Raw genomic sequence first — 23,576 nt, forward strand, 5'->3', positions numbered from 1 at the left:
ACAGCCAGTTGCGCGCGGCCGCGAGCCCTCGCTGTTCGAGCGGGGCTTCGCGGCCGCGCGCAACTGGCTGTTCGGCGGCAACACCGTGCTGCGGGTCGGCGTGCTGCTGCTGTTCCTCGGCCTGGCCTTCCTCCTGCGCTATGCCACCGAAGGCATGGTGGTGCCCATCGAGGTGCGCTATGCGGGCGTCGCGGCTGCCGCCATCGCCCTGCTGGGGCTGGGCTGGTGGCTGCGCCGGCGCAACCCCAACTACGGCCTGATGCTGCAGGGCGCGGGCATCGCGGTGCTCTACCTGACGGTGTTCGCGGCGATGCGCCTGCACCCGCTGCTGGACCCGAAGATGGCGCTGATCCTGCTGATCGTGGTGACGATCTGCTCGGCCATCCTCGCCGTGCTGCAGGATGCCCTGGGCCTGGCCGCCGCCGCGGCGCTGGGCGGTTTCGCCGCGCCGATCCTCACCTCCACCGGCAGCGGCAACCATGTCGCGCTGTTCTCCTATTTCGCCCTGCTCAATGCGGGCATCTTCGCCATCGCCTGGTTCAAGGCCTGGCGCCTGCTCAACCTGATCGGCTTCGTCGGCACCTTTGGTATTGGGCTGGCCTGGGGTCAGCGCTCCTACAACCCCGAGCTGTTCGCCAGCACCGAGCCCTTCCTGGTGCTGTTCTTCCTCATGTACCTGGCCATCGGCCTGCTGTTCGCCCGGCGCAAGCTGCGCGAGGCGGCCGCCGCGCCGGATGGCGAGCGTGACGCGTTGCTGCGCTGGTCGGCGCGCCAGGGCGACTACATCGACGGCACCGTGCTGTTCGGCCCGCCCCTGGTCGGTTTCGGCCTGCAGTACGCGGTGATCCACCACATCGAGTTCGGCGCCGCCTTCAGCGCCCTGGCCCTGGGCCTGCTGTACGTGCTGATCGCCCGGGTGCTGTCGGGCCGCGCGCCGGGCCGCGCCTTGCTGCTGGTGGAAACCTGCATGGCCCTCGGCGTGGTGTTCGGCACCCTGGCCATTCCGCTGGGCCTGGATGCACGCTGGACCTCCGCCGCCTGGGCCGTTGAAGGCGCCGGCATCTTCTGGCTGGGCCTGCGTCAGCGCCGGCCGCTGGCCCGTGCCTTCGCCCTGCTGTTGCAGGTGGGGGCGGCCCTGGCCTTCCTCGGCAGCCTGCGCGTGGGCGTCGACAGCCTGCTGGACGGCGCGCCGCTGGGTGCGCTGATGCTCGGCGTGGCGCTGCTGTTCAGCTTCTGGCAACTGCGCGGGGCGCAGGAGGAAGAGGCGTCCGTCTGGGAGCGCAGCGGCTTGCCGATGCTGGCCTGCAGCGGGTTGGCCTTCCTCTACCTGATCGCGCCGCTGTGCCTGCGCGCCGAAGGCACTGCCATCGTCTGGGCCCTAGCCGGCCTGGCGACCCTCTACGTCGGCCTGCGCCTGGCCTCGCGCACCTTCCTCTTCAGCGCCTTCGCCGTGCAGCTGCTCGGTGGCGCCGTGTTCCTCCTGGGCATGGACCGCAGCGGGCTGGGCAGCGGCAGTGCGCTGGGCTGGAACGGCCTGGTCACCGCCTCGCTGATCGGCCTGGCGCTGATCGGCGGCATGCTGGTGGCGGCCCGCGACGACATGGTGCGCAACGACAAGCGCCTGCTGCGCAGCATGTCCGTGGTACTGCTGGTGGGCCTGGCGTTCATCAACCTGGCGGTGCTCTTCGTCCTGCCCTGGCGCACGGCCAGCGCGGTCTGGGGCGGAAGCGGCCTGCTGATCGTCTGGCTCAGCCTGCACCTGCAGCTGCGCGCCAGCTTCATCTTCGGCCTGGCGCTGCAGGTGGTGGCCGGCCTCAGCTTCCTGGCGGTCAGCCCGCTGTTGCTCGGCCAGCTCAGCGCCGAGGGCCTGAGTCCGCTGGCCCATGCCGGCTTCTGGACGCCGCTGGTGCTGTCCCTGGCGGCCCTGGCCGGTGCCTGGCGCCTGCACAGCGAGGCCCGGCGCGAAGACCCGCGCCTGCAAGGCGTGAGCCTGGGGCACCTGTCGCAGCTTTTGCTGGTCTGGAGCGCCGGCTGGTGGACGCTGGCCTGGGTCGCCGAGATCGGCCGCTTCGCCGCACCTGGGCTGCAGGTGCCGCTGGCGCTGCTGGCGGCCTCGGTGACCGTGGCGCTGTGGATGCTTTTGGCGCTGCGTGCCCAGTGGCGCACCCTCGCGCTGCTCTGCCTGTTGCTGGTGCCGGCGGCCCTCGTGGCGCTGATGCAGGCCTGGCACCCCAACTACCATCCGGCCGCCGACTTCGGCTGGCTGGGCTGGGGTGCGCTGTTCGCGGTGCACCTGCTGGCGCTGCGCACGCTGCACGGCCTGCTGCCGGAGGGAGCCCGCAGCGCTGCCCACGTGCTCGGCTGCTGGTTGATCCTCGGCGTGCTGGCGCTGGAGTTGCGCTACCTGCTGATGCTGCTGTCCGAGCACTACAACGCCTGGCGCTGGCTGGGCTGGGCGCTGTTGCCGAGCCTCTACCTGCTGCTGGTCACCCGGGTGATGCGCCTGCCCTGGCCGGTCGCCGCCTTCGCGCGCGAGTACCGCCTGTGGGCGGCCATGCCGCTGGCGGCGATGATGCTGGCCTGGTTCTGGATCGCCAACGCCTGGAGCGACGGCAGTGCCGATCCGCTGCCCTACCTGCCGCTGGTCAACCCGTTGGAGCTGGGGCTGCTGTTCGCCCTGCTGGGGGTCTGGCTATGGCTGCGCGAGAACCTCGGCGAATTCGGCTTCGACGCCACCGTGCAGCGCCTGGCGCCGCAATGGGTGGTGGGCGCCTCGCTGTTCGCCCTGGCCACGGCCATCGTCTTCCGCAGCGCCCACCACTGGGGCGGCGTGCCCTTCGTGCTGGATGCGCAGCTGGATTCGATGCTGGTGCAGGCCGGGTTGTCCATCGTCTGGACCAGTATCGCCCTGGGCCTGATGATCGGCGGCCACAGGCGCGTCCATCGCGAGCTGTGGCTGGTGGGCGCCGCGCTGATCGCGGTGGTGGTGGCCAAGCTGTTCTTCGTCGAGCTGGGCAACCGGGGTGGCCTGGAGCGCATCATTTCCTTCATCGGCGTCGGCGTGTTGCTGCTGGTCGTCGGCTATTTCGCGCCGCTCCCGCCCAAGCGGGCGGCGCCTGAATCGGAGCAGATCAACGCATGAGCCGTTTCCCCCTCTTGCTGAACATCTGCCTGGGCCTGTTGTGCGTGACGCAGCCGGCCCAGGCCCAGGACAGCCTGGACGACTTCGCCGCCCGGGTGCCGCTCAAGGTCGAGGGCAACGGCCCCTGGTACCGCGTCGACCTGCCGATGTCGCTGCATTTCGTCGCCCGTCATGCGGACCTGCGCGACCTGCGCATCTTCAACGCCGAGGGCGAACCGCTGGCCTATGCGCTGACCCGCAGCGAGTCGGAGGTCACGCGGAGCGAGCAGGACGTGGCGCTCAAGTGGTTCCCCCTGCGTGGCCCGGCCGATGCCGGCCAGGGTGCGCCGCGGGTGAGGGTGGAGCGCAGCACCACCGGCACCGTGGTCGAGGTGCTGCCGGAGGACCCGGCCGCCACGGGCGAGCGCCTGCGTGGCTGGTTGCTGGACGCCAGCGCGGTGAAGACGCCGCTGGAGAAGCTGGTGATCGACTGGAGCGAGGCGGGCGAAGGCTTCCAGCGCTTCAGCATCGAGGCCAGCGACGACCTGCAGGGCTGGCGCTCCTGGGGCACCGGGCAGATCGCCCGGCTGAGCTTCGGCGATGACCATATCTACCAGCGCGAGGTGGTGCTGCCGGGGCAGAAGGCGCGCTACCTGCGCCTGCTCTGGCTGGATCGAGAGGCACCGCTGCTGACCGAGGCCCGTGTCACCGGTGCCAGCCAGGAGAGCCGTCCGGCGCCGCTGGTGTGGTCCGAGCCGCTGGTCGCGAGCACGACGGGCAAGGGCGAGTACGCCTGGGACCTGCCGTTGCCCCTGCCGATCGAGCGGCTGAAGTTCTCCCTCGACCAGGCCAACACCCTGGCACCGGTGCAGCTGCAGGCGCGGCGCAACGACACCGCGCAATGGCAGGGCCTGACGTCCGGGCTGCTCTATCGCCTGCCGCAGGACGGTAGCGAGGTGGTGCAGGACCAGTTGGTGCTGTCCGGCTGGACGCCGGTGCAGCACCTGAAGATGAGCGTCGACCCGCGTGCCGGTGGTTTCGGCGCCAAGGCCCCGACCCTGCAGGTAGGCATGCGCGCGCTGCAGGTGGTGTTCCTGGCCCGGGGCACGCCGCCCTTTACCCTGGCCATCGGCCAACCGGGTGCCGCGACCGCCGAGCTGCCGCTGACCACCCTGGTGCCCGGCTACGGCCCCGGCAGCCTGGAGAAGATGGGGCGCGCCCAGCTCGACGGCGACCTGCGCCTGGCCGAGCGGAAGGCCGTGGTGGTCGCAGCGGAAAAGGACTCGGCGCTGGCCTGGAAGCGCATCGGCCTGTGGGCGGTGCTGCTGCTCGGCGTGGGGCTGCTGGTGCTGATGGCGTTGAGCCTGCTGAGAGGCCAGGGCAAGGGCGCCTGAGGGCGCCACGTTGCGCGAAGTTGTCACTTCAATGCTGGCTTTTTGATGTATCTTCTAGAGCGGCGCGTGACAGGGGTCACGCGCCGTTCTTTTTTGCGTCAGGTCAGGAAGGCCGGTGCTCGACAACATTCCGCAGCGGTTCGCTGCCCGCCTTTTCGGCCAGTACTCTTCCGGGTGCCCGGTTCCCCTCCGGCCCGGCCCCGGTGACCGACCATGAGCCTGTGCGGTGCTTCCGGCTGGGCCCTGACCAGCCCCGTCCTGTTCACCTGCATGCTGAGCGTCGGCATCATGTTCCTCGCCCGCTGGATCGGCCGGCAACGCTATTTCCCCGGGCGCGCCAGCTTCGTCATCCTGCACCTGTGCATCCTCTGGTGGCTGTCCACCGCCGGCCTCGAACTCGCCGCCACCGGCGCCGAGTGCAAGGTGTTCTGGGCCAGCATGGCCTGGCCGGGAATCGTCGCCGTGCCCACGCTCTGGGCGGTGTTCCTCTGGCAGTACGTCAACAGCATCCGTGAACCCTTGCCCATGCATCGCTACCTGCCGCTGGCGGTGGTGCCGCTGCTGGTCTGGGGGCTGGCGCTGAGCAATCCCTGGCACCAGGCGTTCTATGGGCCGGCGACGGGGCCGGCGTCGGACCTGCCCGGCGCGCCGGTCGTGTACGAGCATGGCGTGCTGTTCCACGGTGCGGCCGTCTACGTCTACGTGATGATGCTGTTCTGCCTGGCGGTGGTGAGCCGCGCGGTGATCACCAGCCATGGCCTGCACCGTCGCCACTATCTCGCGTTCGGGGTGGTCACCTGCGTGCCCTGGGCCGCCAACATCAGCTACGTGGTGTTCGGCTGGACCCTGTTCGGCTTCGATCCGACGCCCTTCAGTTTCGCCTTCACCCTGCTGGCCTTCGCCTGGCTGATCCTCGGCGTGCGCCTGTTCGACCTGCTGCCGGTGGCGCGCCACCTGCTGCTGGAGGAGCTGCCCGATCCGGTGCTGGTGATCGACGCCAAGGGCCGGGTCATCGAAGCCAACCCGGCGGCGCTGCGCCTCGCGGGCCTGCGCGGCGGCTGGCAGGGCAGGGCGCTGCTGGGCTGGCCGGTGTTCGGCGTCGAGCTGCACGGCCTGCTGCAGGCCCAGGCCAGCGGCGAGCCGATGCTGACCCTGGGCGATCCGCCGCGCTACTTCGAAGTGCGTGCGCGTGCCATCGAACGCATCACCCGCAGTGGCAGCCACATGCTGGGGCGGATGGTCTACCTGCGCGAGGTCACCGAGCGCCACCGCAGCGAGCTGCAGCTGGCCGAGGCCCTGGCCCTCAGCGAAGAGCGCCTGCGGACCATCTCCAGCCTGCACGAGCAGTTGCAGGAGCAGGCGCTCTGCGACCCGCTCACGGGGCTCTACAACCGGCGCTACCTCAACGAGTTCTTCGCCCGCGAGCAGGCCCGCAGCCTGCGCGAGGAAACCCCCATCGCCCTGGCGCTCATCGATCTGGACCACTTCAAGCAGCTCAACGATCGCCATGGCCACCTGGTTGGCGACGACGTGCTCAAGGGCGTCGCCGGCTTGCTCGAATGCAGCCTGCGCAGTACCGACGCGGTGTTCCGCATCGGCGGCGAGGAGTTTTTGCTGATCCTCCCCGGCGCCGACAGCGACGAGGCACGGCTGCGCCTGGAAGCGATCCGCCGCGAGCTGGCGGATACGGCCCTGGCCACCCGCATCGGCGAGCTGCGCGTCACCCTGTCCGCCGGACTGGCCGTCTGGCCCGCCCAGGGCAGGAGCCTCGACGAGTTGCTGCAGGTGGCCGACGCCGCGCTCTACGAGGCCAAGCGCAGCGGCCGCAACCAGGTCTGCGCCCTGGCCCGGGTGGGGCTCTGAGCCTGCGCTGAACCAGTTGGCGTTTGCTGCGTCAGATGATTCTGCGTGCCGCCCCCGACGGCCTTCTGCGCCTCTGATCCGGGCGTTGCACAGGGCTGCCGAGCGGCGTGCAGCATTGCGGCGCGAGTCGCGCTAAACTGCGCGCGTTTTTCCTTCCCCTCCGGAGCCTCTTCCATGTCCCGCGTAACCCTGAGCCGCTATCTGATCGAGCAGACCCGCAGCCACAACACCCCTGCCGATCTGCGCTTCCTCATCGAGATCGTCGCGCGCGCGTGCAAGGAAATCAGCCACGCCGTATCCAAGGGCGCCCTCGGTGGCGTGCTCGGCAGCATGGGCACCGAGAACGTGCAGGGCGAGGTACAGAAGAAGCTCGACGTACTGTCCAACGAGATCCTCCTGGAGGCCAACGAATGGGGCGGCCACCTGGCGGGCATGGCCTCCGAAGAGATGGACAACGCCTACCAGATCCCCGGCAAGTACCCCAAGGGTGCGTACCTGCTGGTGTTCGACCCGCTGGACGGCTCCTCCAACATCGACGTCAACGTCTCGGTCGGCACCATCTTCTCGGTGCTGCGCTGCCCGGACGAGTACCTCTCCCAGAACGACAGCCTCAACGAGCAGGCCTTCCTCCAGCCGGGCACCCGCCAGGTCGCCGCCGGCTACGCCATCTACGGGCCGCAGACCATGCTGCTGCTGACCCTGGGCGATGGCGTCAAGGGCTTCACCCTGGACCGCGAGCTGGGCAGCTTCGTGCTGACCCACGATGACATCCGCGTGCCGGAGGCCACCGCCGAGTTCGCCATCAACATGTCCAACCAGCGCCATTGGGAAGCCCCGGTGAAGCGCTACGTGGACGAACTGCTGGCCGGCAAGGAAGGCCCGCTGGGCAAGAACTACAACATGCGCTGGATCGCCTCCATGGTGGCCGACGTGCATCGCATCCTCACCCGTGGCGGCCTGTTCATGTACCCCTGGGACGCCCGTGAGCCGGAGAAGCCCGGCAAGCTGCGCCTGATGTACGAGGCCAACCCGATGTCCTTCATCATCGAGCAGGCCGGTGGTGCCGCCACCGACGGCCGCCAGCGCATCCTCGACATCAAGCCGACGTCGCTGCACCAGCGCGTACCGGTGTTCCTCGGCTCCAAGCAGGAAGTCGAGCGCGTCACCGGCTACCACCAGGAATAACCGATGGCACCCTGGCAGCCGTTGCTCGACTGGTGGTTCGGCCCCGAGGCCGGCGCCGTCGAGGTGGCGGCCTCGCGCCAGGGGCTGTGGTTCGGCAAGCGCGACAGCCAGGACGAGGATGCCCGCCAGCGCTTCGCCGAGCAGGTGGAGCAGGCCCTGGCCGGTGGCCTCGGCGACTGGGCCGGGCAGCCCGAGGGCTGGCTGGCGCTGGTCCTGCTGCTCGACCAGCTGCCGCGCATGCTCTTCCGCGAGCAGCCGCGCGCCTTCGCCGGTGACGCCCGCGCCCAGGCGCTGGTGCGCGAGGGCATCGCCCGGGGCCTGGACGCTTCGCTCGCGCCGATCCGACGCGTCTTCATCGAGATCGTCTTCGAGCATGCCGAGGACCTGGCCGCCCAGGAACTCGCCGTGCAGCGCTACACCGCCCTGCGCGACGCCGTCAGCCCCGCCGAGCGCGACCTGTTCGACGGCTTCCTCGACTACGCCGTGCGCCACCACGCGGTGATCGCCCGCTTCGGCCGTTTCCCCCATCGCAACGCCATCCTCGGTCGTCCTTCAAGCGCCGAGGAAGCCGCCTTCCTGAAGGAACCCGGCTCGCGCTTCTGACTCCAATGGGCATCGCGCGCAACGCTGTGCCAAGCTTGCGCGGCATCCCATCCATCACGGAGTCATCCATGCAACTGCGCATCCTTGCCCTGCTGTCCGTCTGCGTCGCGCTCGCCGCCTGCAACAAGATCAACCAGGAGAACTATTCGAAGCTCAAGGCCGGCATGGCCAAGGCCGAGGTCGAGCAGATCATCGGCGAGCCGACCGAGTGCTCGGGCGCCGTGGGGCTGACCAGTTGCACCTGGGGCGACCAGAAGGCCTACATCAGCATCCAGTTCGCGGGTGACAAGGTGATGATGTACCAGGGGCAGGGCCTGAAATGACCCGCCTGTCACTGCTGCTCGGCGCATTGCTGCTGGCGGGCTGTGCCGGCTCCGGCGAGCCCGCCGCGCCGCCGCGTACCGTGGGCTCGGTGGACCTGGAGCGCTACCAGGGCACCTGGTACGAGCTGGCTCGGCTGCCGATGTTCTTCCAGCGCCACTGCGCGCAATCCGAGGCCCACTACAGCCTGCAGCCGGATGGCGCGGTCGGCGTGCTCAACCGTTGCCGCACCGCCGAGGGCGAATGGCAGGAGGCCCAGGGCCAGGCCGTGCCCCAGGTCGCCGGGCAGACCGACAAGCTCTGGGTGCGCTTCGACAACTGGTTCAGCCGCCTGGCGCCGGATCTCACCAAGGGCCAGTACTGGGTGCTCTACCTGGACGAGAACTACCAGACGGCGCTGGTGGGGCATCCGGATCGCACCTACCTGTGGATGCTCTCGCGCACGCCCGAGGTGCCGGAACACACCCGCACGCACCTCTTGGAACTGGCACGGCAGCAGGGCTACGACACCGATGCCCTGATCTGGCGTACGCCGGACGACGAGATGCCGCGCTGAGGGTCACCCCAGCAGCGCGCGCAGCGTGTCGGCGAACTCTCGGGCCGTCGCCTCTTCCTCGGGGTGACGGCCGTCCTGCACCACCCAGCGCCCCGCCACAATCACATCGCGTACCTGACGATCGCCGCCGGCGAACAGCCAGCGGTTGAGCAGCGCATCGTCCGCAGCGGTGCCGAGGTAGGGGTCGTTGCCATCCAGCACCAGCCAGTCCGCGCGCCTGCCCACTTCCAGGGCACCACCGGGCTGCCCCAGCGCCTGGGCGCCGCCGGCCAGGGCGGCCTGGTAGAGGGCGTCGCCCACGCGCGGCTGGCCGGGCTGGTGCAGGCGGTTGCGGCGTTGATCGCGCAGGCGCTGGCCGTATTCCAGCCAGCGCAGTTCCTCCACCGGGCTGACCGACACATGGCTGTCCGAGCCGATACCGAAGCGCCCGCCCCGGGCCAGGTAGTCCACTGCCGGGAAGATGCCGTCGCCCAGGTTGGCTTCGGTGGTCAGGCACAGGCCGGCCACCGCGCCGCTGCGGGCCATCGCCTCGACCTCGTCGGCTTCCGCGTGGGTGGCGTGGACCAGGCACCAGCGCGGATCCACGTCGACGTTCTCGTACAACCACTGCAACGGGCGGCGGCCGCTCCAGGCCAGGCAGTCGTCCACTTCCTTGCGCTGCTCGGCGATGTGGATGTGGATGGGGGCATCGCCCGCATCCGCCGCCAGCACGGCGTCGATCTGCTGCGGGGTGACCGCGCGCAGGGAGTGGAAGCAGGTGCCCAGTACCTGGTCGGCCGGCAGTGCCTCGCGCAGGCGCTGCTGCAGGGCGAGGTAGCCGTCGGTGCCGTTGATGAAGCGGCGCTGGCCGTCATTGGGCGCCTGGCCGCCGAAGCCGGAATGGCTGTAGAGCACCGGCAGCAGGGTCAGGCCGATGCCGGTGCGACGGGCGGCCTGGCTGATGCGCAAGGCCAGCTCCGCCGGGTCGGCATAGGGGCGGCCGTCGCGGTCGTGGTGCAGGTAATGGAATTCGGCGACGCCGGTGAAGCCCGCCTTGAGCATCTCGATATAGAGCTGCCGGGCGATCACTTCCACCTGCTCCGGCTGCATGCGGCCGACCAGGCGGTACATCAGGTCGCGCCAGGTCCAGAAGCTGTCATTGGGGTCGCCCGCCACTTCGGCCAGCCCCGCCATGGCGCGCTGGAAGGCGTGGGAGTGCAGGTTGGGCATCCCCGGCACGACCGGGCCTTTCAGGTGTTCGGCGCCATCGGCCGTGGCGCCCGGCTCGACGCGGCCCAGGCGGCCGTCCGCGGCCACCTCGAAACGGACGTTCCTGGCCCAGCCCCGGGGAAGCAGGGCTCGTTCGGTGAAGAAGGCTGGCATGATTGGCGACCTGCGAAGGTTGTTATTTGTATATACATATACAGACGTATATCGAGACCGTAAACTCGTCCAGACCCCCGGCCGCCCCGCCGGGCACGCCGCCAAGGAGTGATCCCCGTGCCCAACCCGTCCGTCGACATCCCGTCCTTCGCCGTCCAGCCCGGCGAGGCGCCCGCGCCGCTGTACGCCCGCGTCAAGCAGATGATCTGCCGGCAGATCGACGACGGCACCTGGCCGCCGCACCACCGCGTGCCTTCCGAGAGCGAGCTGGTCAACGAACTGGGCGTCAGCCGCATGACCGTCAACCGAGCGCTGCGCGAGCTGACCGCCGAGGGCTACCTGGTGCGCATGCAGGGTGTCGGCACCTTCGTCGCCGAGCCCAAGGGCCAGGCCGCGCTGTTCGAGGTGCACAACATCGCCGAGGAAATCACCGCGCGGGGCCATGCGCACCGCTGCGAAGTGATCGCCCTGGGCGAGGAGCTGGCCGGTTCCGAGCGCGCCCTGGCGCTGGATGTGCGCGAAGGCCAGCGGGTGTTCCACTCGGTCATCGTGCATTTCGAGAACGACGTACCGGTGCAGATCGAGGACCGCTACGTCAACGCCTCGGTGGCGCCGGACTACCTCAGGCAGGACTTCACCCAGCAGACGCCCCACGCCTACCTGTCCCAGGTCGCGCCGCTCACCGAGGGCGAGCACGTGGTCGAGGCCATCCTCGCCGAGGCCGACGAATGCCGGCTGCTGCAGATCGAGCGCGGCGAACCCTGCCTGCTGATCCGCCGCCGTACCTGGTCGGGCCGCAATACCGTGACCAGCGCGCGCCTGCTCTACCCCGGCTCGCGCTACCGCCTCGAAGGGCGGTTCGGCTCATGAGGGCGCCCCAGGTCCTGCGCGCGGTCGACTACCCGCGCATGCCGTGGAAGAACGGCGCCGGCTCCACCCAGGAAATCCTCCGCGACGGCGGCGCCGACCTCGAGGGTTTCGGCTGGCGCCTGTCCATCGCCGATGTCGGCCAGCCCGGTCCCTTTTCCGCCTTCACCGGCTACCAGCGCGTCATCACCGTACTGGAGGGTGACGGCATGCGCCTCGTGGTGGATGGCATGCCCTCTCGCGAGCTGAAGCCCGGCGACGCCTTCGCCTTCGATGGCGGCAGCCGCGTGGAGTGCGAGCTGCTGGGTGGCGCCATCCGCGACTTCAATCTGATCTACGCCCCGCAACGCTTCGGCGCTCGCCTGCAATGGCAGCGCGTCAACGGGCCGCTGCGCCTGTTCAGCTCCGCCCGCACCCTGGTGCTGTTCAGTGCCGGTGAGGGGCTGGATGTGCAGGTGGGCGGCGAGGCGCTGCACCTCGGCCGCCATGACTGCCTGCACCTGGAAGGTGACGGGGCCTTGCGCGAACTGGTGCTCGACGCCCTGACCGTGGTGGATTGCTGCCTGATCGAGCTGCAGCCGCGCTGATCCCGTTGGGTCGTACATGACAACCCAGGTTGGCGCCGAGCAGCGAGGCGCCAACGGTGCATCGCCTGATTTGGCTCGGCTCTGCTGCGGCCGGCTGCCTGCCTCGGCGAAACGCCTCCCGGCCCAGCCTGCGTTTCCCTCCTCCTGTTCCCCGCTGCGTTACCGAACGCCCCATTAGCGTGCATGAAACGCTGCGCTTCGCCCCACAAGCGCGCCCCGGTAACAGGTCGGCTACTTTCCCTTCTGCTCGTCATCGATTCTCCGCCCACTGCCGAGGCCCGTGTCGTTCGCTGCTTCCAGGGGTTCTGTGCGAGCAGCTGAAGCCTGTTTCGCCGAACTGGCCTTCCACTTGCATATGCTTGTATGTACAAGTTCATATGTGTGTAGATATCCGGGCACGATTCCCGTCCCTCTGCACCCCACGCCTCCCAGGAGCCTGCCATGACCAAATTCCGTGATGTCGAGATCCGCGCCCCGCGCGGTACCCAGCTCAACGCCAAGAGCTGGCTGACCGAAGCGCCGCTGCGCATGCTGATGAACAACCTGGACCCGGAAGTGGCCGAGAACCCCAAGGAGCTGGTGGTGTACGGCGGTATCGGCCGTGCCGCGCGCAACTGGGAGTGCTACGACGCCATCGTCCGCACCCTCAAGGAGCTGAACGAGGACGAGACCCTGCTGGTGCAGTCCGGCAAGCCGGTCGGCGTGTTCAAGACCCACGCCAACGCCCCGCGCGTACTGATCGCCAACTCCAACCTGGTGCCGCACTGGGCGACCTGGGAACACTTCAACGAACTGGATGCCAAGGGCCTGGCCATGTACGGCCAGATGACCGCCGGCAGCTGGATCTACATCGGCAGCCAGGGCATCGTCCAGGGCACCTATGAAACCTTCGTCGAGGCGGGCCGCCAGCATTACGACGGCAAGCTTGCCGGTCGCTGGGTGCTCACCGCCGGCCTCGGCGGCATGGGTGGCGCCCAGCCCCTGGCCGCGACCCTGGCCGGCGCCTGCTCGCTGAACATCGAGTGCCAGCAGAGCCGCATCGACTTCCGCCTGAAGACCCGCTACGTCGACGAGCAGGCCAAGGACCTGGATGACGCCCTGGCGCGCATCGCCACCTACACCGCCGAAGGCCGCGCCATCTCCATCGCCCTGCACGGCAACGCCGCCGAGATCCTCCCCGAGCTGGTGCGCCGTGGCGTGCGTCCGGACATGGTCACCGACCAGACTAGCGCCCACGACCCGCTCAACGGCTACCTGCCGGCCGGTTGGACCTGGGAGGAGTACCGCGACCGCGCGCAGAGCGACCCGGCCGGCGTGGTCAAGGCCGCCAAGCAGTCCATGGCCGTGCACGTGCAGGCCATGCTCGACTTCCAGAAGCAGGGCATCCCCACCTTCGACTACGGCAACAACATCCGTCAGATGGCCAAGGAGGAGGGCGTGGCCAACGCCTTCGACTTCCCCGGCTTCGTCCCGGCCTATATCCGCCCGCTGTTCTGCCGCGGCGTCGGCCCGTTCCGCTGGGCGGCGCTGTCCGGTGACCCGCAGGACATCTACAAGACCGACGCCAAGGTGAAGGCGCTGATCCCCGACGACGCCCACCTGCACCGCTGGCTGGACATGGCCCGCGAGCGCATCGCCTTCCAGGGCCTGCCGGCGCGCATCTGCTGGGTCGGCCTGGGCCAGCGCGCCAAGCTCGGCCTGGCGTTCAACGAAATGGTGCGCAGCGGCGAGCTGTCGGCGCCCATCGTCATCGGCCGCGACCACCTCGACTCCGGCTCGGTCGCAAGCCCCAACCGCGAAACCGAGGCCATGGCCGACGGCTCCGACGCCGTGTCCGACTGGCCGCTGCTCAACGCCCTGCTGAACACCGCCAGCGGCGCCACCTGGGTGTCGCTGCACCATGGCGGCGGCGTGGGCATGGGCTTCTCCCAGCACTCGGGGATGGTCGTCGTCTGCGACGGCACCGACGAGGCTGCCGCGCGCATCGCCCGCGTGCTGACCAACGACCCGGGCACCGGCGTGATGCGCCATGCCGACGCCGGCTACCCGATCGCCATCGACTGCGCCCGCGAGCAGGGCCTCAACCTGCCGATGATCGGCAAGGGGGAATGAGCATGTTCGACCTCCATCTTCTGCCCGGCCGACTGACCCTGGCCCAGCTGCGCAAGGTCCATCTCGGGCCGGTGCGTGTGAGCCTGGACGCCAGCGCCGACGCGCCCATCGAGGCCAGCGTCGCCTGTGTGGAACGCATCATCGCCGAGGACCGCACCGCCTACGGCATCAACACCGGCTTCGGCCTGCTGGCCTCCACCCGCATCGCCCGCGAGGACCTGGAGAAGCTGCAGCGCTCCCTGGTGCTGTCCCATGCCGCCGGTGTCGGCGAGCCACTGGACGACGCCCTGGTGCGGATGATCATGCTGCTCAAGGTCAACAGCCTGGCCCGTGGTTTCTCCGGCATCCGCCGCAAGGTGATCGACGCGCTGATCGCCCTGATCAACGCCGAGGTCTACCCTCACATCCCGCTCAAGGGCTCGGTGGGCGCCTCCGGTGACCTCGCGCCCCTGGCGCACATGTCCCTGCTGCTGCTCGGCGAGAGCCGCGCCCGCCACAAGGGCCAGTGGCTGCCGGCCACCGAGGCCCTGGCCATCGCCGGGCTGGAGCCGCTGACCCTCGCCGCCAAGGAGGGCCTGGCCCTGCTCAACGGCACCCAGGCCTCCACCGCCTACGCGCTGCGCGGGTTGTTCGAGGCCGAGGACCTGTTCGCCGCCGCCACCGTCTGTGGCGGGCTCAGCGTCGAGGCCATGCTCGGTTCGCGGGCGCCCTTCGATGCGCGCATCCATGCCGCCCGGGGCCAGCGCGGGCAGATCGACGTCGCCGCCGCCTACCGCTCGCTGCTCACCGAGAGCAGCGAGGTGGCGCGCTCCCACGCCCAGTGCGACAAGGTGCAGGACCCCTATTCCCTGCGCTGCCAGCCCCAGGTGATGGGCGCCTGCCTGACCCAGATGCGCCAGGCCGCCGAGGTGCTGGAGGTCGAGGCCAACGCCGTTTCCGACAACCCGCTGGTGTTCGCCGAACAGGGTGACGTGGTTTCCGGTGGCAACTTCCACGCCGAGCCCGTGGCCCTGGTCGCCGACAACCTGGCCCTGGCCATCGCCGAGATCGGCTCGCTCTCCGAGCGGCGCATCTCGCTGATGATGGACAAGCACATGTCGCAGCTGCCGCCCTTCCTGGTGGCCAACGGCGGGGTCAACTCCGGCTTCATGATCGCCCAGGTCACCGCTGCCGCCCTGGCCAGCGACAACAAGGCGCTGGCCCATCCGCACAGCGTCGACAGCCTGCCCACCTCGGCCAACCAGGAAGACCACGTCTCCATGGCGCCGAACGCCGGCAAGCGCCTCTGGGCCATGGCCGAGAACGTGCGCGGCATCCTCGCCGTGGAGTGGCTGGGCGCCTGCCAGGGCCTGGATTTCCGCGAAGGGCTGAAGAGCTCGCCGAAGCTGGAGGAGGCCCGCGCCCTGCTGCGCGGCCAGGTGCCCTACTACCAGGAGGACCGTTTCTTCGCCCCGGACATCGAGGCCGCCAGCACGCTGCTAGCCAGCGGTTGCCTCAATGCGCTGATGCCGGAGGGCCTGCTGCCGAGCCTCTGAGGCCGGCACCCCGACTACCCGTCATGCCGGGCGGCGCCTGCGATGGAGGCGCCGGAGCCGCCCACCACCCCAAGAACAAGGAGAACAAGGGAATGACTGTACAGACCAGCCTGCGCCGGGGCCTCAACGCCCGGCACATACGTTTCATGGCACTGGGTTCGGCCATCGGCACGGGCCTGTTCTATGGTTCGGCGTCGGCCATCCAGATGGCCGGGCCGGCGGTGCTCATGGCCTACCTGATGGCCGGGGCGGCGGTTTACATGGTGATGCGCGCCCTCGGGGAGATGGCGGTGCGCGAACCGGTGGCGGGCTCGTTCGGCCAGTACGCGAGCAGCTACATCGGCCCGCTGGCGGGCTTCCTCACCGGCTGGACCTACGCCTTCGAGATGATCATCGTCTGCCTGGCCGACGTGACCGCCTTCGGCAACTACATGAGCTTCTGGTTCCCCGAGGTGCCGCGCTGGATCTGGGTGCTGTCGATCATCTTCTTCATCGGCGCCCTCAACCTGTGCAGCGTGCGGGTGTTCGGCGAGCTGGAATTCTGGCTGTCGCTGCTCAAGGTCTCGGCCATCGTCGCCATGATCCTCGGCGGCTTCGGCATCCTCCTGTTCGGTTTCGGCATGGCCGACGCGACCCATACCGCCAGCGTCGCCAACCTCTGGAGCCACGGCGGCTTCATGCCCAACGGCCTGGGCGGGCTGATCGCCTCCTTCGCGGTGGTGGTGTTCGCCTTCGGCGGCATCGAGATCATCGGCATCACCGCCGGCGAGGCGCAGGACCCGCGTCGCACCATCCCCAAGGCGATCAACGCGGTACCGCTGCGCATCCTGCTGTTCTACGTGCTGACCCTGTTCGTGCTGATGGCGATCTTCCCCTGGCCGCAGATCGGCACCCAGGGCAGCCCCTTCGTGCAGATCTTCGACAGCCTGGGCATCGGTTCGGCCGCCACCCTGCTCAACCTGGTGGTGATCTCGGCGGCCGTCTCGGCGATCAACAGTGACATCTTCGGCGCCGGCCGCATGCTCTTCGGCATGGCCCAGCAAGGCCAGGCGCCCTCGGGCTTCGCCCGGGTCTCGCGCCACGGCGTGCCCTGGATGACGGTGCTGGTGATGGCCGGTGCGCTGCTGCTGGGCGTGTTGCTGAACTACCTGATCCCGGAGAACGTGTTCCTGCTGGTGGCCTCCATCGCCACCTTCGCCACCGTCTGGGTGTGGCTGATGATCCTCCTGGCCCAGGTCGGCCTGCGCCGTCGCCTCGGCCGCGAAGAAGTGGCGGCGCTGGCCTTCCCGGTGCCGTTCTGGCCGGTGGGCCCGGCCTGCGCCATCGCCTTCATGCTGTTCATCTTCGGGGTACTCGGCTGGTTCCCGAAGACCCAGGCCGCGCTGCTGGTAGGCGCGGTGTGGATCGCCCTGCTGGTCATCGCCTGGTTCATCTGGGTGCGGCCGGGCGCTGGTGAGGGGCGGCAGGAGATGCCGTCCGTGTTGAGTCTGGATGACTGAGTGGTCGTACGCGGGATGAGCGGGGCGCCTGGGCGCACCCGCCATTCACGAGAATTCGTCGTCGCCGACGTACGGGAACCGGCTCTGGCCGGTTTCCTGCCCGGAAGCCGATGGCCTGCCCTCCGGGCATTTGCTCTGCCTTAACCCTTACCAAGTTCGAGGAGCGTCGGAACATGCGATTCAACAAGAAAGTGCTGGGCCTGGTGTGTGCCGTGGGACTGCTGGCGGGCCATGGGACCGCCCAGGCCGAAAGCTGGTGCGGAGCCGGCAAGCCGGTGAAGTTCGCCGGTCTCAACTGGGAGAGCGGCATGCTGCTCACCGACCTGCTGCAGGTCATCCTCAAGCAAGGCTACGGCTGCGAGACCGACAGCCTGCCGGGCAACTCCATCACCATGGAGCAGGCCCTGGGCAACAACGACATCCAGATCTTCGCCGAGGAGTGGATCGGCCGCAGCGACGCCTGGAACAAGGCCGAGAAGGCCGGCAAGGTGGTGGGCGTGGGGGCGCCGATCGTCGGCGCCGTGGAAGGCTGGTACGTACCGCGTTACCTGGTGGAGGGTGACGCCAAGCGCGGCCTGGAAGCCAAGGCGCCGACGCTCAAGGCCATCGCCGACCTGGGCCAGTACGCCGAGCTGTTCCGTGACCCGGAGGAGCCGTCCAAGGGGCGCTTCTACAACTGCCCGGCCGGCTGGACCTGCGAGCTGGAGAACAGCGAGATGCTCAAGGAGTACGGCCTCGAGGACAGATTCACCAACTTCCGCCCCGGCACCGGCCCGGCGCTGGATGCCGCGGTGCTGTCCAGTTACCGCCGTGGCGAGCCTATCCTCTTCTACTACTGGTCGCCGACGCCGCTGATGGGCCAGGCCGACCTGGTGAAGCTGGACGAGAAGCCCGGCGTCGACAAGCGCGTGACCATCCAGGTGGGCCTGTCGAAGACCTTCCACGACGAGGCGCCTGAGCTGGTGGAGATGCTCAAGAAGGTCAACCTGCCCATCGACCTGCTGAACCAGAACCTGGCGCGCATGGCCAAGGAGAAGATCGCCTCGGACAAGCTGGCCAAGGCCTTCCTCAAGGAGCACCCGGAAATCTGGCACGCCTGGGTCAGCGAGGATGCGGCGAAGAAGGTCGACGCATCGCTCTGACGCCTGACGGCACCCGCGCATCCACTCACCCGGAGAGCTCCCGATGTTTCCCGAACGCTTCACATTTTCCATCGCCGACTGGGTCAATGGCTGGGTCGATGCGCTGGTGACCAACTACGGGGATGTGTTCCGGCACATCTCCGACACCCTGCTGTGGGCCATCGTCAACCTGGAGTGGCTGCTGCGCGCCACGCCCTGGTGGCTGATGCTGGCGCTGGTGGCGGCCATCGCCTGGCACGCCACCCGTCGCGTCCTGCCGACCCTGGTGATCACCGGCCTGCTGTTCCTGGTGGGCGCGGTGGGGCTGTGGGACAAGCTGATGCAGACCCTGGCGCTGATGCTGGTGGCCACCTTCATCTCGGTGCTGATCGGCATCCCGCTGGGCATCCTCTCGGCGCGCAGCAACCGCCTGCGGGCGCTGCTGATGCCGCTGCTGGACATCATGCAGACCATGCCCAGCTTCGTGTACCTGATCCCGGTGCTGATGCTGTTCGGCCTGGGCAAGGTGCCGGCCATCTTCGCCACGGTGATCTACGCCGCGCCGCCGCTGATCCGCCTCACCGACCTGGGGATACGCCAGGTGGACGGCGAGGTGATGGAGGCGGTCAACGCCTTCGGCGCCAACCGCTGGCAGCAGCTGTTCGGCGTGCAGTTGCCGCTAGCGCTGCCGAGCATCATGGCCGGGGTCAACCAGACCACCATGATGGCGCTGTCGATGGTGGTGATCGCCTCCATGATCGGGGCCCGCGGCCTGGGCGAGGACGTGCTCATCGGCATCCAGACGCTCAACGTCGGCAAGGGCCTGGAGGCCGGCCTGGCCATCGTCATCCTCGCCGTGGTCTTCGACCGCATCACCCAGGCCTACGGCCGCTCCCGCCACGAGGCCAGCCAATGAGCAAGATCCAGGTGAAGAACGTCTACAAGATCTTCGGCCCGCGTGCCGAGGAGGCCATGGCGCTGATCCGCCAAGGGCGCAGCAAGGCCGAGGTTCTGGCCGCCACCGGCTGCGTGGTGGGGGTCAACGACCTGTCGCTGTCCATCGAGGCGGGGGAGATCTTCGTCATCATGGGGCTTTCCGGCTCGGGCAAGTCCACCCTGGTGCGCCACTTCAACCGCCTGATCGACCCCACCAGCGGCGAGATCCTGGTGGATGACGAGGACATCCTGCGCTACGACATGCAGGCCCTGCGCGACTTCCGTCGACGCAAGATCAGCATGGTGTTCCAGAGCTTCGGCCTGCTGCCGCACAAGAGCGTGCTCGACAACGTCGCCTACGGCCTCAAGGTGCGCGGCGAGAGCAAGACGCAGTGCCAGGAGCGTGCGCAGCACTGGATCACCACCGTGGGCCTGGCGGGCTACGAGAAGTCCTATCCGCACCAGCTGTCCGGCGGCATGCGCCAGCGCGTGGGGCTGGCCCGGGCCCTGGCGGCGGACACCGACATCATCCTCATGGACGAGGCCTTCAGCGCGCTCGACCCGCTGATCCGTGCCGACATGCAGGACCAGTTGCTGGAGCTGCAGAAGGGCCTGAACAAGACCATCGTGTTCATCACCCACGACCTCGACGAGGCGGTGCGCATCGGCAACCGCATCGCCATCCTCAAGGACGGCCAGCTGATCCAGGTCGGCGCACCGAAGGAAATTCTCCACCAGCCCGCTGACGACTACGTCGACCGTTTCGTCCAGCGCCGCGTGGCCAACCTGTGAGGGCGGCATGGATACCGTGAAGACCAGCAGCACCATCCTCGAAACCACCGTCTTCGGCAACGGCGCGCTGCGCTGGCGCGACGTGGTGGCCGTGGCCCGGGGCGGCCACCGCCTGGAGTTGTCGCCAGCTGCCTGGGCACGCATCGACAACGCCCACGCCATCGTCCGCCGCATCGTCGAGCGCGGCGAACGCGCCTACGGCATCAGCACCGGCCTGGGGGCCCTGAGCGACATCCTGCTGGAGGGCGACCAGCTCGCCGCGCTGTCGCGCAACACCCTGCTCAGCCACGCCTGCGGCGTCGGCCCGGTGCTGGAGGACGAGCAGACCCGCGCCATCATCTGCTGCGCCATCGCCAACTACAGTCAGGGCAAGTCCGGGCTGCAGCCTCAGGTGGTGGAAGGGCTGCTCAACCTGCTCAACCGCGGCATCACCCCGCGCGTGCCGTCCCAGGGCTCGGTGGGCTACCTGACCCACATGGCCCATGTCGGCATCGCCCTGCTGGGCGTCGGCGAGGTGAGTTACCGCGGCGCCGTGGTGCCCGCTGCCGAGGCGCTGGCGGCCGAAGGGCTGCAAGCGTTGCAACTGGGCGCCAAGGACGGGCTCTGCCTGGTCAACGGCCTGCCCTGCATGACCGGCCTGGCCTGCCTGGCCCTGGCCGACCTGGAGCAGTTGCTGCGCTGGGCCGATGTGATCAGCGCCATGAGCTTCGAGGCCCTGCGCGGCCAGCTCGCCGCCTTCGACCCGGCGATACTCGAGCTCAAGCCGCACCCGGGCATGCAGAAGGTCGGCGCCAACCTGCGCGCGCTGCTCGCCGGCAGCGAGGTGATCGCCGCCAGCCAGGGCCTGCGTACCCAGGACGCCCTGAGCATCCGCTCGATCCCGCAGGTGCACGGCGCCTGCCGCGACCAGTTCGACCACGCCGCGCGGCAGGTGGAGACCGAGCTCAATTCCGCCAACGACAACCCGCTGGTGCTGGGCACGCCGGACCACTACCGGGTGATCTCCCAGGCCAACCCCCACGGCGAGTCCGTGGCCATGGCGGCCGACCTGCTGGCCATCGCCGTCGCCGAGCTGGGCGGCATCGCCGAGCGGCGCCTGGATCGCCTGGTCAACCCGCTGGTCAGCGGCCTGCCTGCCTTCCTCGTCAGCCGCCCCGGGGTCAACTCGGGGATGATGATCCTGCAGTACGTGGCCGCCGCCCTGGCCGGCGAGAACCGCCACCTGGCGCAACCGGCGGTGGTGGACAACTTCGTCACCTCGGCCCTGCAGGAAGACCACCTCAGCCTGGGCACCAGTGCCGCGCTGAAGCTCGGCCGGGCCCTGGGCAACTGCCGGCAGATACTGGCCATCGAATACCTGCTGGCGGCGCAGGCCCAGGAGTTCCTCGGCGAGCTGGCCACCGGCGTCGGCACCGCGGCGGCCCGCACGCTGCTGCGCGAGCGGGTGCCGGCCTTCGAGGAGGACCGCTGGCTGGCCCCCGATATCGGCGCCGCCGTGGCGTTGCTGCGCGAGGCGCCGGCCCTGGAGACGATTTCCGCACGGACAGGAGGATTGCAATGAAGAGGTTCTGGCACGGCTGCCGTCTCGCCACCCTGCAGGGCGGGCGCTACTCGATCATCGAGGACGGCGCCCTGCTCACCGAAGGCGAGCTGATCCGCTGGGTCGGCCCGCTGGCCGAGGCGCCTGATACCACCGGCGCCGAGCGCATCGACCTGGGCGGCGCCTGGGTCACCCCGGGGCTGATCGACTGCCACACCCACCTGGTGTTCGGCGGCGACCGCAGCGCCGAGTTCGAGCAGCGCCTGGAGGGCGTCAGCTACGCCGAGATCGCCGCCAAGGGCGGTGGCATCGCCAGCACCGTGCGCGCCACCCGCGAGGCCAGCGAGGATGAGCTGCTGGCCAGCGCGGTGACGCGCGCCCGGCAGCTGCTGCGTGATGGCGTCACCACCCTGGAGGTGAAGTCCGGTTACGGCCTGGACCTGGCCAGCGAGCGCAAGATGCTACGGGTCGCCCGGCGCCTGGGCGAGGTGCTGCCGGTGACGGTGACCACCACCTGCCTCGCCGCCCATGCGCTGCCGCCGGAATACGCCGGGCGTGCCGACGACTACATCGAGCGGGTATGCACCGAGATCCTGCCGCAACTGGCCGGTGAAGGCCTGGTGGATGCGGTGGACGCCTTCTGCGAGCACCTGGCCTTCTCGCCGGCCCAGGTCGAGCGGGTGTTCCAGGCCGCGCGCGGGCTTGGCCTGCCGGTCAAGCTGCACGCCGAGCAGCTGTCGTCGCTGCACGGCTCCAGCCTGGCGGCGCGCTATGGCGCGCTGTCGGCCGACCACCTGGAGTACATGACCGAGGAAGACGCCATCGCCATGGCCGCCGCCGGCACCGTCGCCGTACTGCTGCCCGGCGCCTTCTACCTGCTGCGCGAGACCCGGCTGCCGCCCATCGAGGCCCTGCGCCGCCACGGCGTGGCCATGGCGGTGGCCAGCGACCTCAACCCCGGCACCTCGCCGGCGCTGTCCCTGCGGCTGATGCTGAACATGGCCTGCACCTCGTTCCGCCTGACCCCCGAAGAGGCCCTGGCCGGCGTCACCCTCAACGCCGCCCGCGCCCTGGGCCTGGCCGGGCGCTGCGGCAGCCTGGAGGCGGGCAAGCTCGCCGACTTCGTCGCCTGGGATATCGAGCGCCCGGCACAACTGGCCTATTGGCTCGGCGGCGACCTGCCCAAGCGGGTGGTGCGCCACGGACAGGAGATCGACCTTGGATAACGTCCTCGACTTCACCCCCGGCCGCGTGCCGCTGCTGATCAGCATGCCGCACCCCGGCACCCGCCTGACCCCGGCGGTGGAAGCCGGCCTGGTGGACGGCGCGCGCTCGCTGATCGACACCGACTGGCACATCCCGCTGCTCTACGACTTCGCCGCCGAGCTGGGCGCCGGGCTGCTGGCGGCCAACTACTCGCGCTACGTCATCGACCTCAACCGCCCGGCCGACGACACGCCGCTCTACGCCACCGCCACCACCGGCCTGTTCCCCGACGTGATGTTCGATGGCCAGCCGCTGTTCCGGGCGGGATGCGAGCCTTCGGCCGAGGAGCGCGCCGGTTACCTGGAGGGCATCTGGACGCCCTACCACCGGCATATCGCCCAGGAGCTGGCGCGGCTCAAGCGCGAGTTTGGCTATGCGCTGCTGTTCGACGCCCATTCCATCCGCGCCTTCATCCCGCGCCTGTTCGATGGCCACCTGCCGGATTTCAACCTCGGCACCAATGCCGGCGCCAGCTGCGACCCCGGCCTGGCCGATGCGCTGGTCAGCGTCTGCTCTCGCGCCGAGGGCTACAGCCATGTGCTCAACGGGCGTTTCAAGGGCGGCCACATCACCCGCCACTATGGCCAGCCCGACCAGCACATCCACGCCGTGCAGCTGGAACTGGCCCAGCGCACCTACATGAACGAAGTCGAACCCTTCGCCTTCCGCGAAGACCTCGCCGTGCCCACCCGCAAGGTCATCCGCCAACTGCTGCTGGCGATGCTCGCCTGGGGGCGGGAGCGGTACGGGAAATAGTTGCGGTCCGGGGCCACTTCGCGGCCCTTGGGCGAATGAATTCGCCCCTACAGGGGCATGCGGTGAAGGGCTTTCGTAGGATGGGAAGAGCGCAGCGAATCCCATCGATGGCCGGAGCGGCACTCTCGTAGGGTGGGCCGGGCGGCGCTCCGCTTCAGCC

Annotated in this window: 19 protein-coding genes; 18 read left to right on the forward strand and 1 reads right to left on the reverse strand. The window is 69.3% G+C overall.

All coding sequences use genetic code 11. The features are described 5' to 3' along the window. The 7 genes from DMX10_RS20425 to DMX10_RS20455 all read left to right on the forward strand — a co-directional run. On the forward strand, positions 1-3,142 hold a 3,142-nt coding region (locus tag DMX10_RS20425), incomplete at its 5' end, for a DUF2339 domain-containing protein (protein WP_111262780.1). Continuing rightward, the gene (locus tag DMX10_RS20430) at positions 3,139-4,515 is read left to right on the forward strand and encodes a DUF3999 domain-containing protein (RefSeq protein ID WP_111262781.1); all 1,377 of its coding nucleotides are present in this window, start codon (positions 3,139-3,141) and stop codon (positions 4,513-4,515) included. The genes DMX10_RS20425 and DMX10_RS20430, both read left to right, overlap by 4 nt. A 213-nt stretch (positions 4,516-4,728) precedes the next feature. Continuing rightward, positions 4,729-6,378 carry a histidine kinase N-terminal 7TM domain-containing protein gene (locus DMX10_RS20435; protein ID WP_111262782.1) on the forward strand — a complete coding sequence of 550 codons (1,650 nt, stop codon included), beginning with the start codon at positions 4,729-4,731 and terminating at the stop codon, positions 6,376-6,378. Positions 6,379-6,552: 174 nt separating this feature from the next. Continuing rightward, positions 6,553-7,563, forward strand: a complete 1,011-nt coding sequence (locus DMX10_RS20440) for a class 1 fructose-bisphosphatase (RefSeq protein ID WP_111262783.1) — start codon at positions 6,553-6,555, stop codon at positions 7,561-7,563. Positions 7,564-7,566: 3 nt separating this feature from the next. Beyond that, complete coding sequence (locus DMX10_RS20445; RefSeq protein WP_111262784.1) at positions 7,567-8,166, forward strand: DUF924 family protein; 600 nt, start codon at positions 7,567-7,569, stop codon at positions 8,164-8,166. 68 nt (positions 8,167-8,234) lie between these two features. After that, the gene (locus DMX10_RS20450) at positions 8,235-8,489 is read left to right on the forward strand and encodes a hypothetical protein (RefSeq protein WP_111262785.1); all 255 of its coding nucleotides are present in this window, start codon (positions 8,235-8,237) and stop codon (positions 8,487-8,489) included. After that, positions 8,486-9,043, forward strand: a complete 558-nt coding sequence (locus DMX10_RS20455; protein WP_111262786.1) for a lipocalin family protein — start codon at positions 8,486-8,488, stop codon at positions 9,041-9,043. The genes DMX10_RS20450 and DMX10_RS20455 overlap by 4 nt, the downstream gene beginning before the upstream one ends. Before the next feature lie 3 nt (positions 9,044-9,046). Here DMX10_RS20455 and DMX10_RS20460 read toward each other — a convergent pair whose 3' ends face one another. Continuing rightward, complete coding sequence (locus DMX10_RS20460) at positions 9,047-10,405, reverse strand: formimidoylglutamate deiminase (RefSeq protein WP_111262787.1); 1,359 nt, start codon at positions 10,403-10,405, stop codon at positions 9,047-9,049. A gap of 201 nt (positions 10,406-10,606) precedes the next feature. Between DMX10_RS20460 and hutC the strand changes: the two genes are divergently transcribed. The 11 genes from hutC to hutG all read left to right on the forward strand — a co-directional run bounded on the left by hutC (position 10,607) and on the right by hutG (position 23,416). Then, a complete protein-coding gene (gene hutC, locus DMX10_RS20465; RefSeq protein WP_111262834.1) occupies positions 10,607-11,275 on the forward strand; it encodes a histidine utilization repressor in 669 nt (222 codons plus the stop codon). Continuing rightward, positions 11,272-11,859 (forward strand): HutD family protein, encoded by a 588-nt coding sequence (locus tag DMX10_RS20470; RefSeq protein WP_111262788.1) that lies wholly within the window; start codon positions 11,272-11,274, stop codon positions 11,857-11,859. The genes hutC and DMX10_RS20470 overlap by 4 nt, the downstream gene beginning before the upstream one ends. A gap of 441 nt (positions 11,860-12,300) precedes the next feature. After that, a complete protein-coding gene (gene hutU, locus DMX10_RS20475) occupies positions 12,301-13,971 on the forward strand; it encodes a urocanate hydratase (protein WP_111262789.1) in 1,671 nt (556 codons plus the stop codon). A gap of 2 nt (positions 13,972-13,973) precedes the next feature. Continuing rightward, positions 13,974-15,506: a histidine ammonia-lyase gene (hutH, locus tag DMX10_RS20480; RefSeq protein ID WP_111262790.1), complete on the forward strand. Its 1,533-nt coding sequence runs from the start codon at positions 13,974-13,976 to the stop codon at positions 15,504-15,506. Positions 15,507-15,598: 92 nt separating this feature from the next. Continuing rightward, complete coding sequence (locus DMX10_RS20485; RefSeq protein WP_111262791.1) at positions 15,599-17,005, forward strand: amino acid permease; 1,407 nt, start codon at positions 15,599-15,601, stop codon at positions 17,003-17,005. A 173-nt stretch (positions 17,006-17,178) separates the two neighbouring features. Then, on the forward strand, positions 17,179-18,147 hold the full coding sequence (locus tag DMX10_RS20490) for an ABC transporter substrate-binding protein (RefSeq protein WP_111262792.1): 969 nt from the start codon (positions 17,179-17,181) through the stop codon (positions 18,145-18,147). Between the two features lie 43 nt (positions 18,148-18,190). After that, positions 18,191-19,042 carry a proline/glycine betaine ABC transporter permease gene (locus tag DMX10_RS20495; protein WP_111262793.1) on the forward strand — a complete coding sequence of 284 codons (852 nt, stop codon included), beginning with the start codon at positions 18,191-18,193 and terminating at the stop codon, positions 19,040-19,042. Continuing rightward, positions 19,039-19,854, forward strand: coding sequence for a glycine betaine/L-proline ABC transporter ATP-binding protein (locus DMX10_RS20500; RefSeq protein ID WP_111262794.1), 816 nt, complete (start codon positions 19,039-19,041; stop codon positions 19,852-19,854). Before DMX10_RS20495 ends, DMX10_RS20500 begins: the two co-directional genes overlap by 4 nt. Positions 19,855-19,861: 7 nt before the next feature. Next, positions 19,862-21,415 carry a histidine ammonia-lyase gene (gene hutH / locus DMX10_RS20505; RefSeq protein ID WP_111262795.1) on the forward strand — a complete coding sequence of 518 codons (1,554 nt, stop codon included), beginning with the start codon at positions 19,862-19,864 and terminating at the stop codon, positions 21,413-21,415. Continuing rightward, positions 21,412-22,620 carry an imidazolonepropionase gene (gene hutI / locus DMX10_RS20510; RefSeq protein WP_111262796.1) on the forward strand — a complete coding sequence of 403 codons (1,209 nt, stop codon included), beginning with the start codon at positions 21,412-21,414 and terminating at the stop codon, positions 22,618-22,620. Before hutH (DMX10_RS20505) ends, hutI begins: the two co-directional genes overlap by 4 nt. Further along, positions 22,613-23,416 (forward strand): N-formylglutamate deformylase, encoded by an 804-nt coding sequence (gene hutG / locus DMX10_RS20515; protein WP_111262797.1) that lies wholly within the window; start codon positions 22,613-22,615, stop codon positions 23,414-23,416. Before hutI ends, hutG begins: the two co-directional genes overlap by 8 nt. The last annotated feature ends 160 nt before the right edge of the window (positions 23,417-23,576 follow it).

Source organism: Pseudomonas sp. 57B-090624, from assembly GCF_003234055.1.
GTDB lineage: Bacteria > Pseudomonadota > Gammaproteobacteria > Pseudomonadales > Pseudomonadaceae > Metapseudomonas > Metapseudomonas tohonis.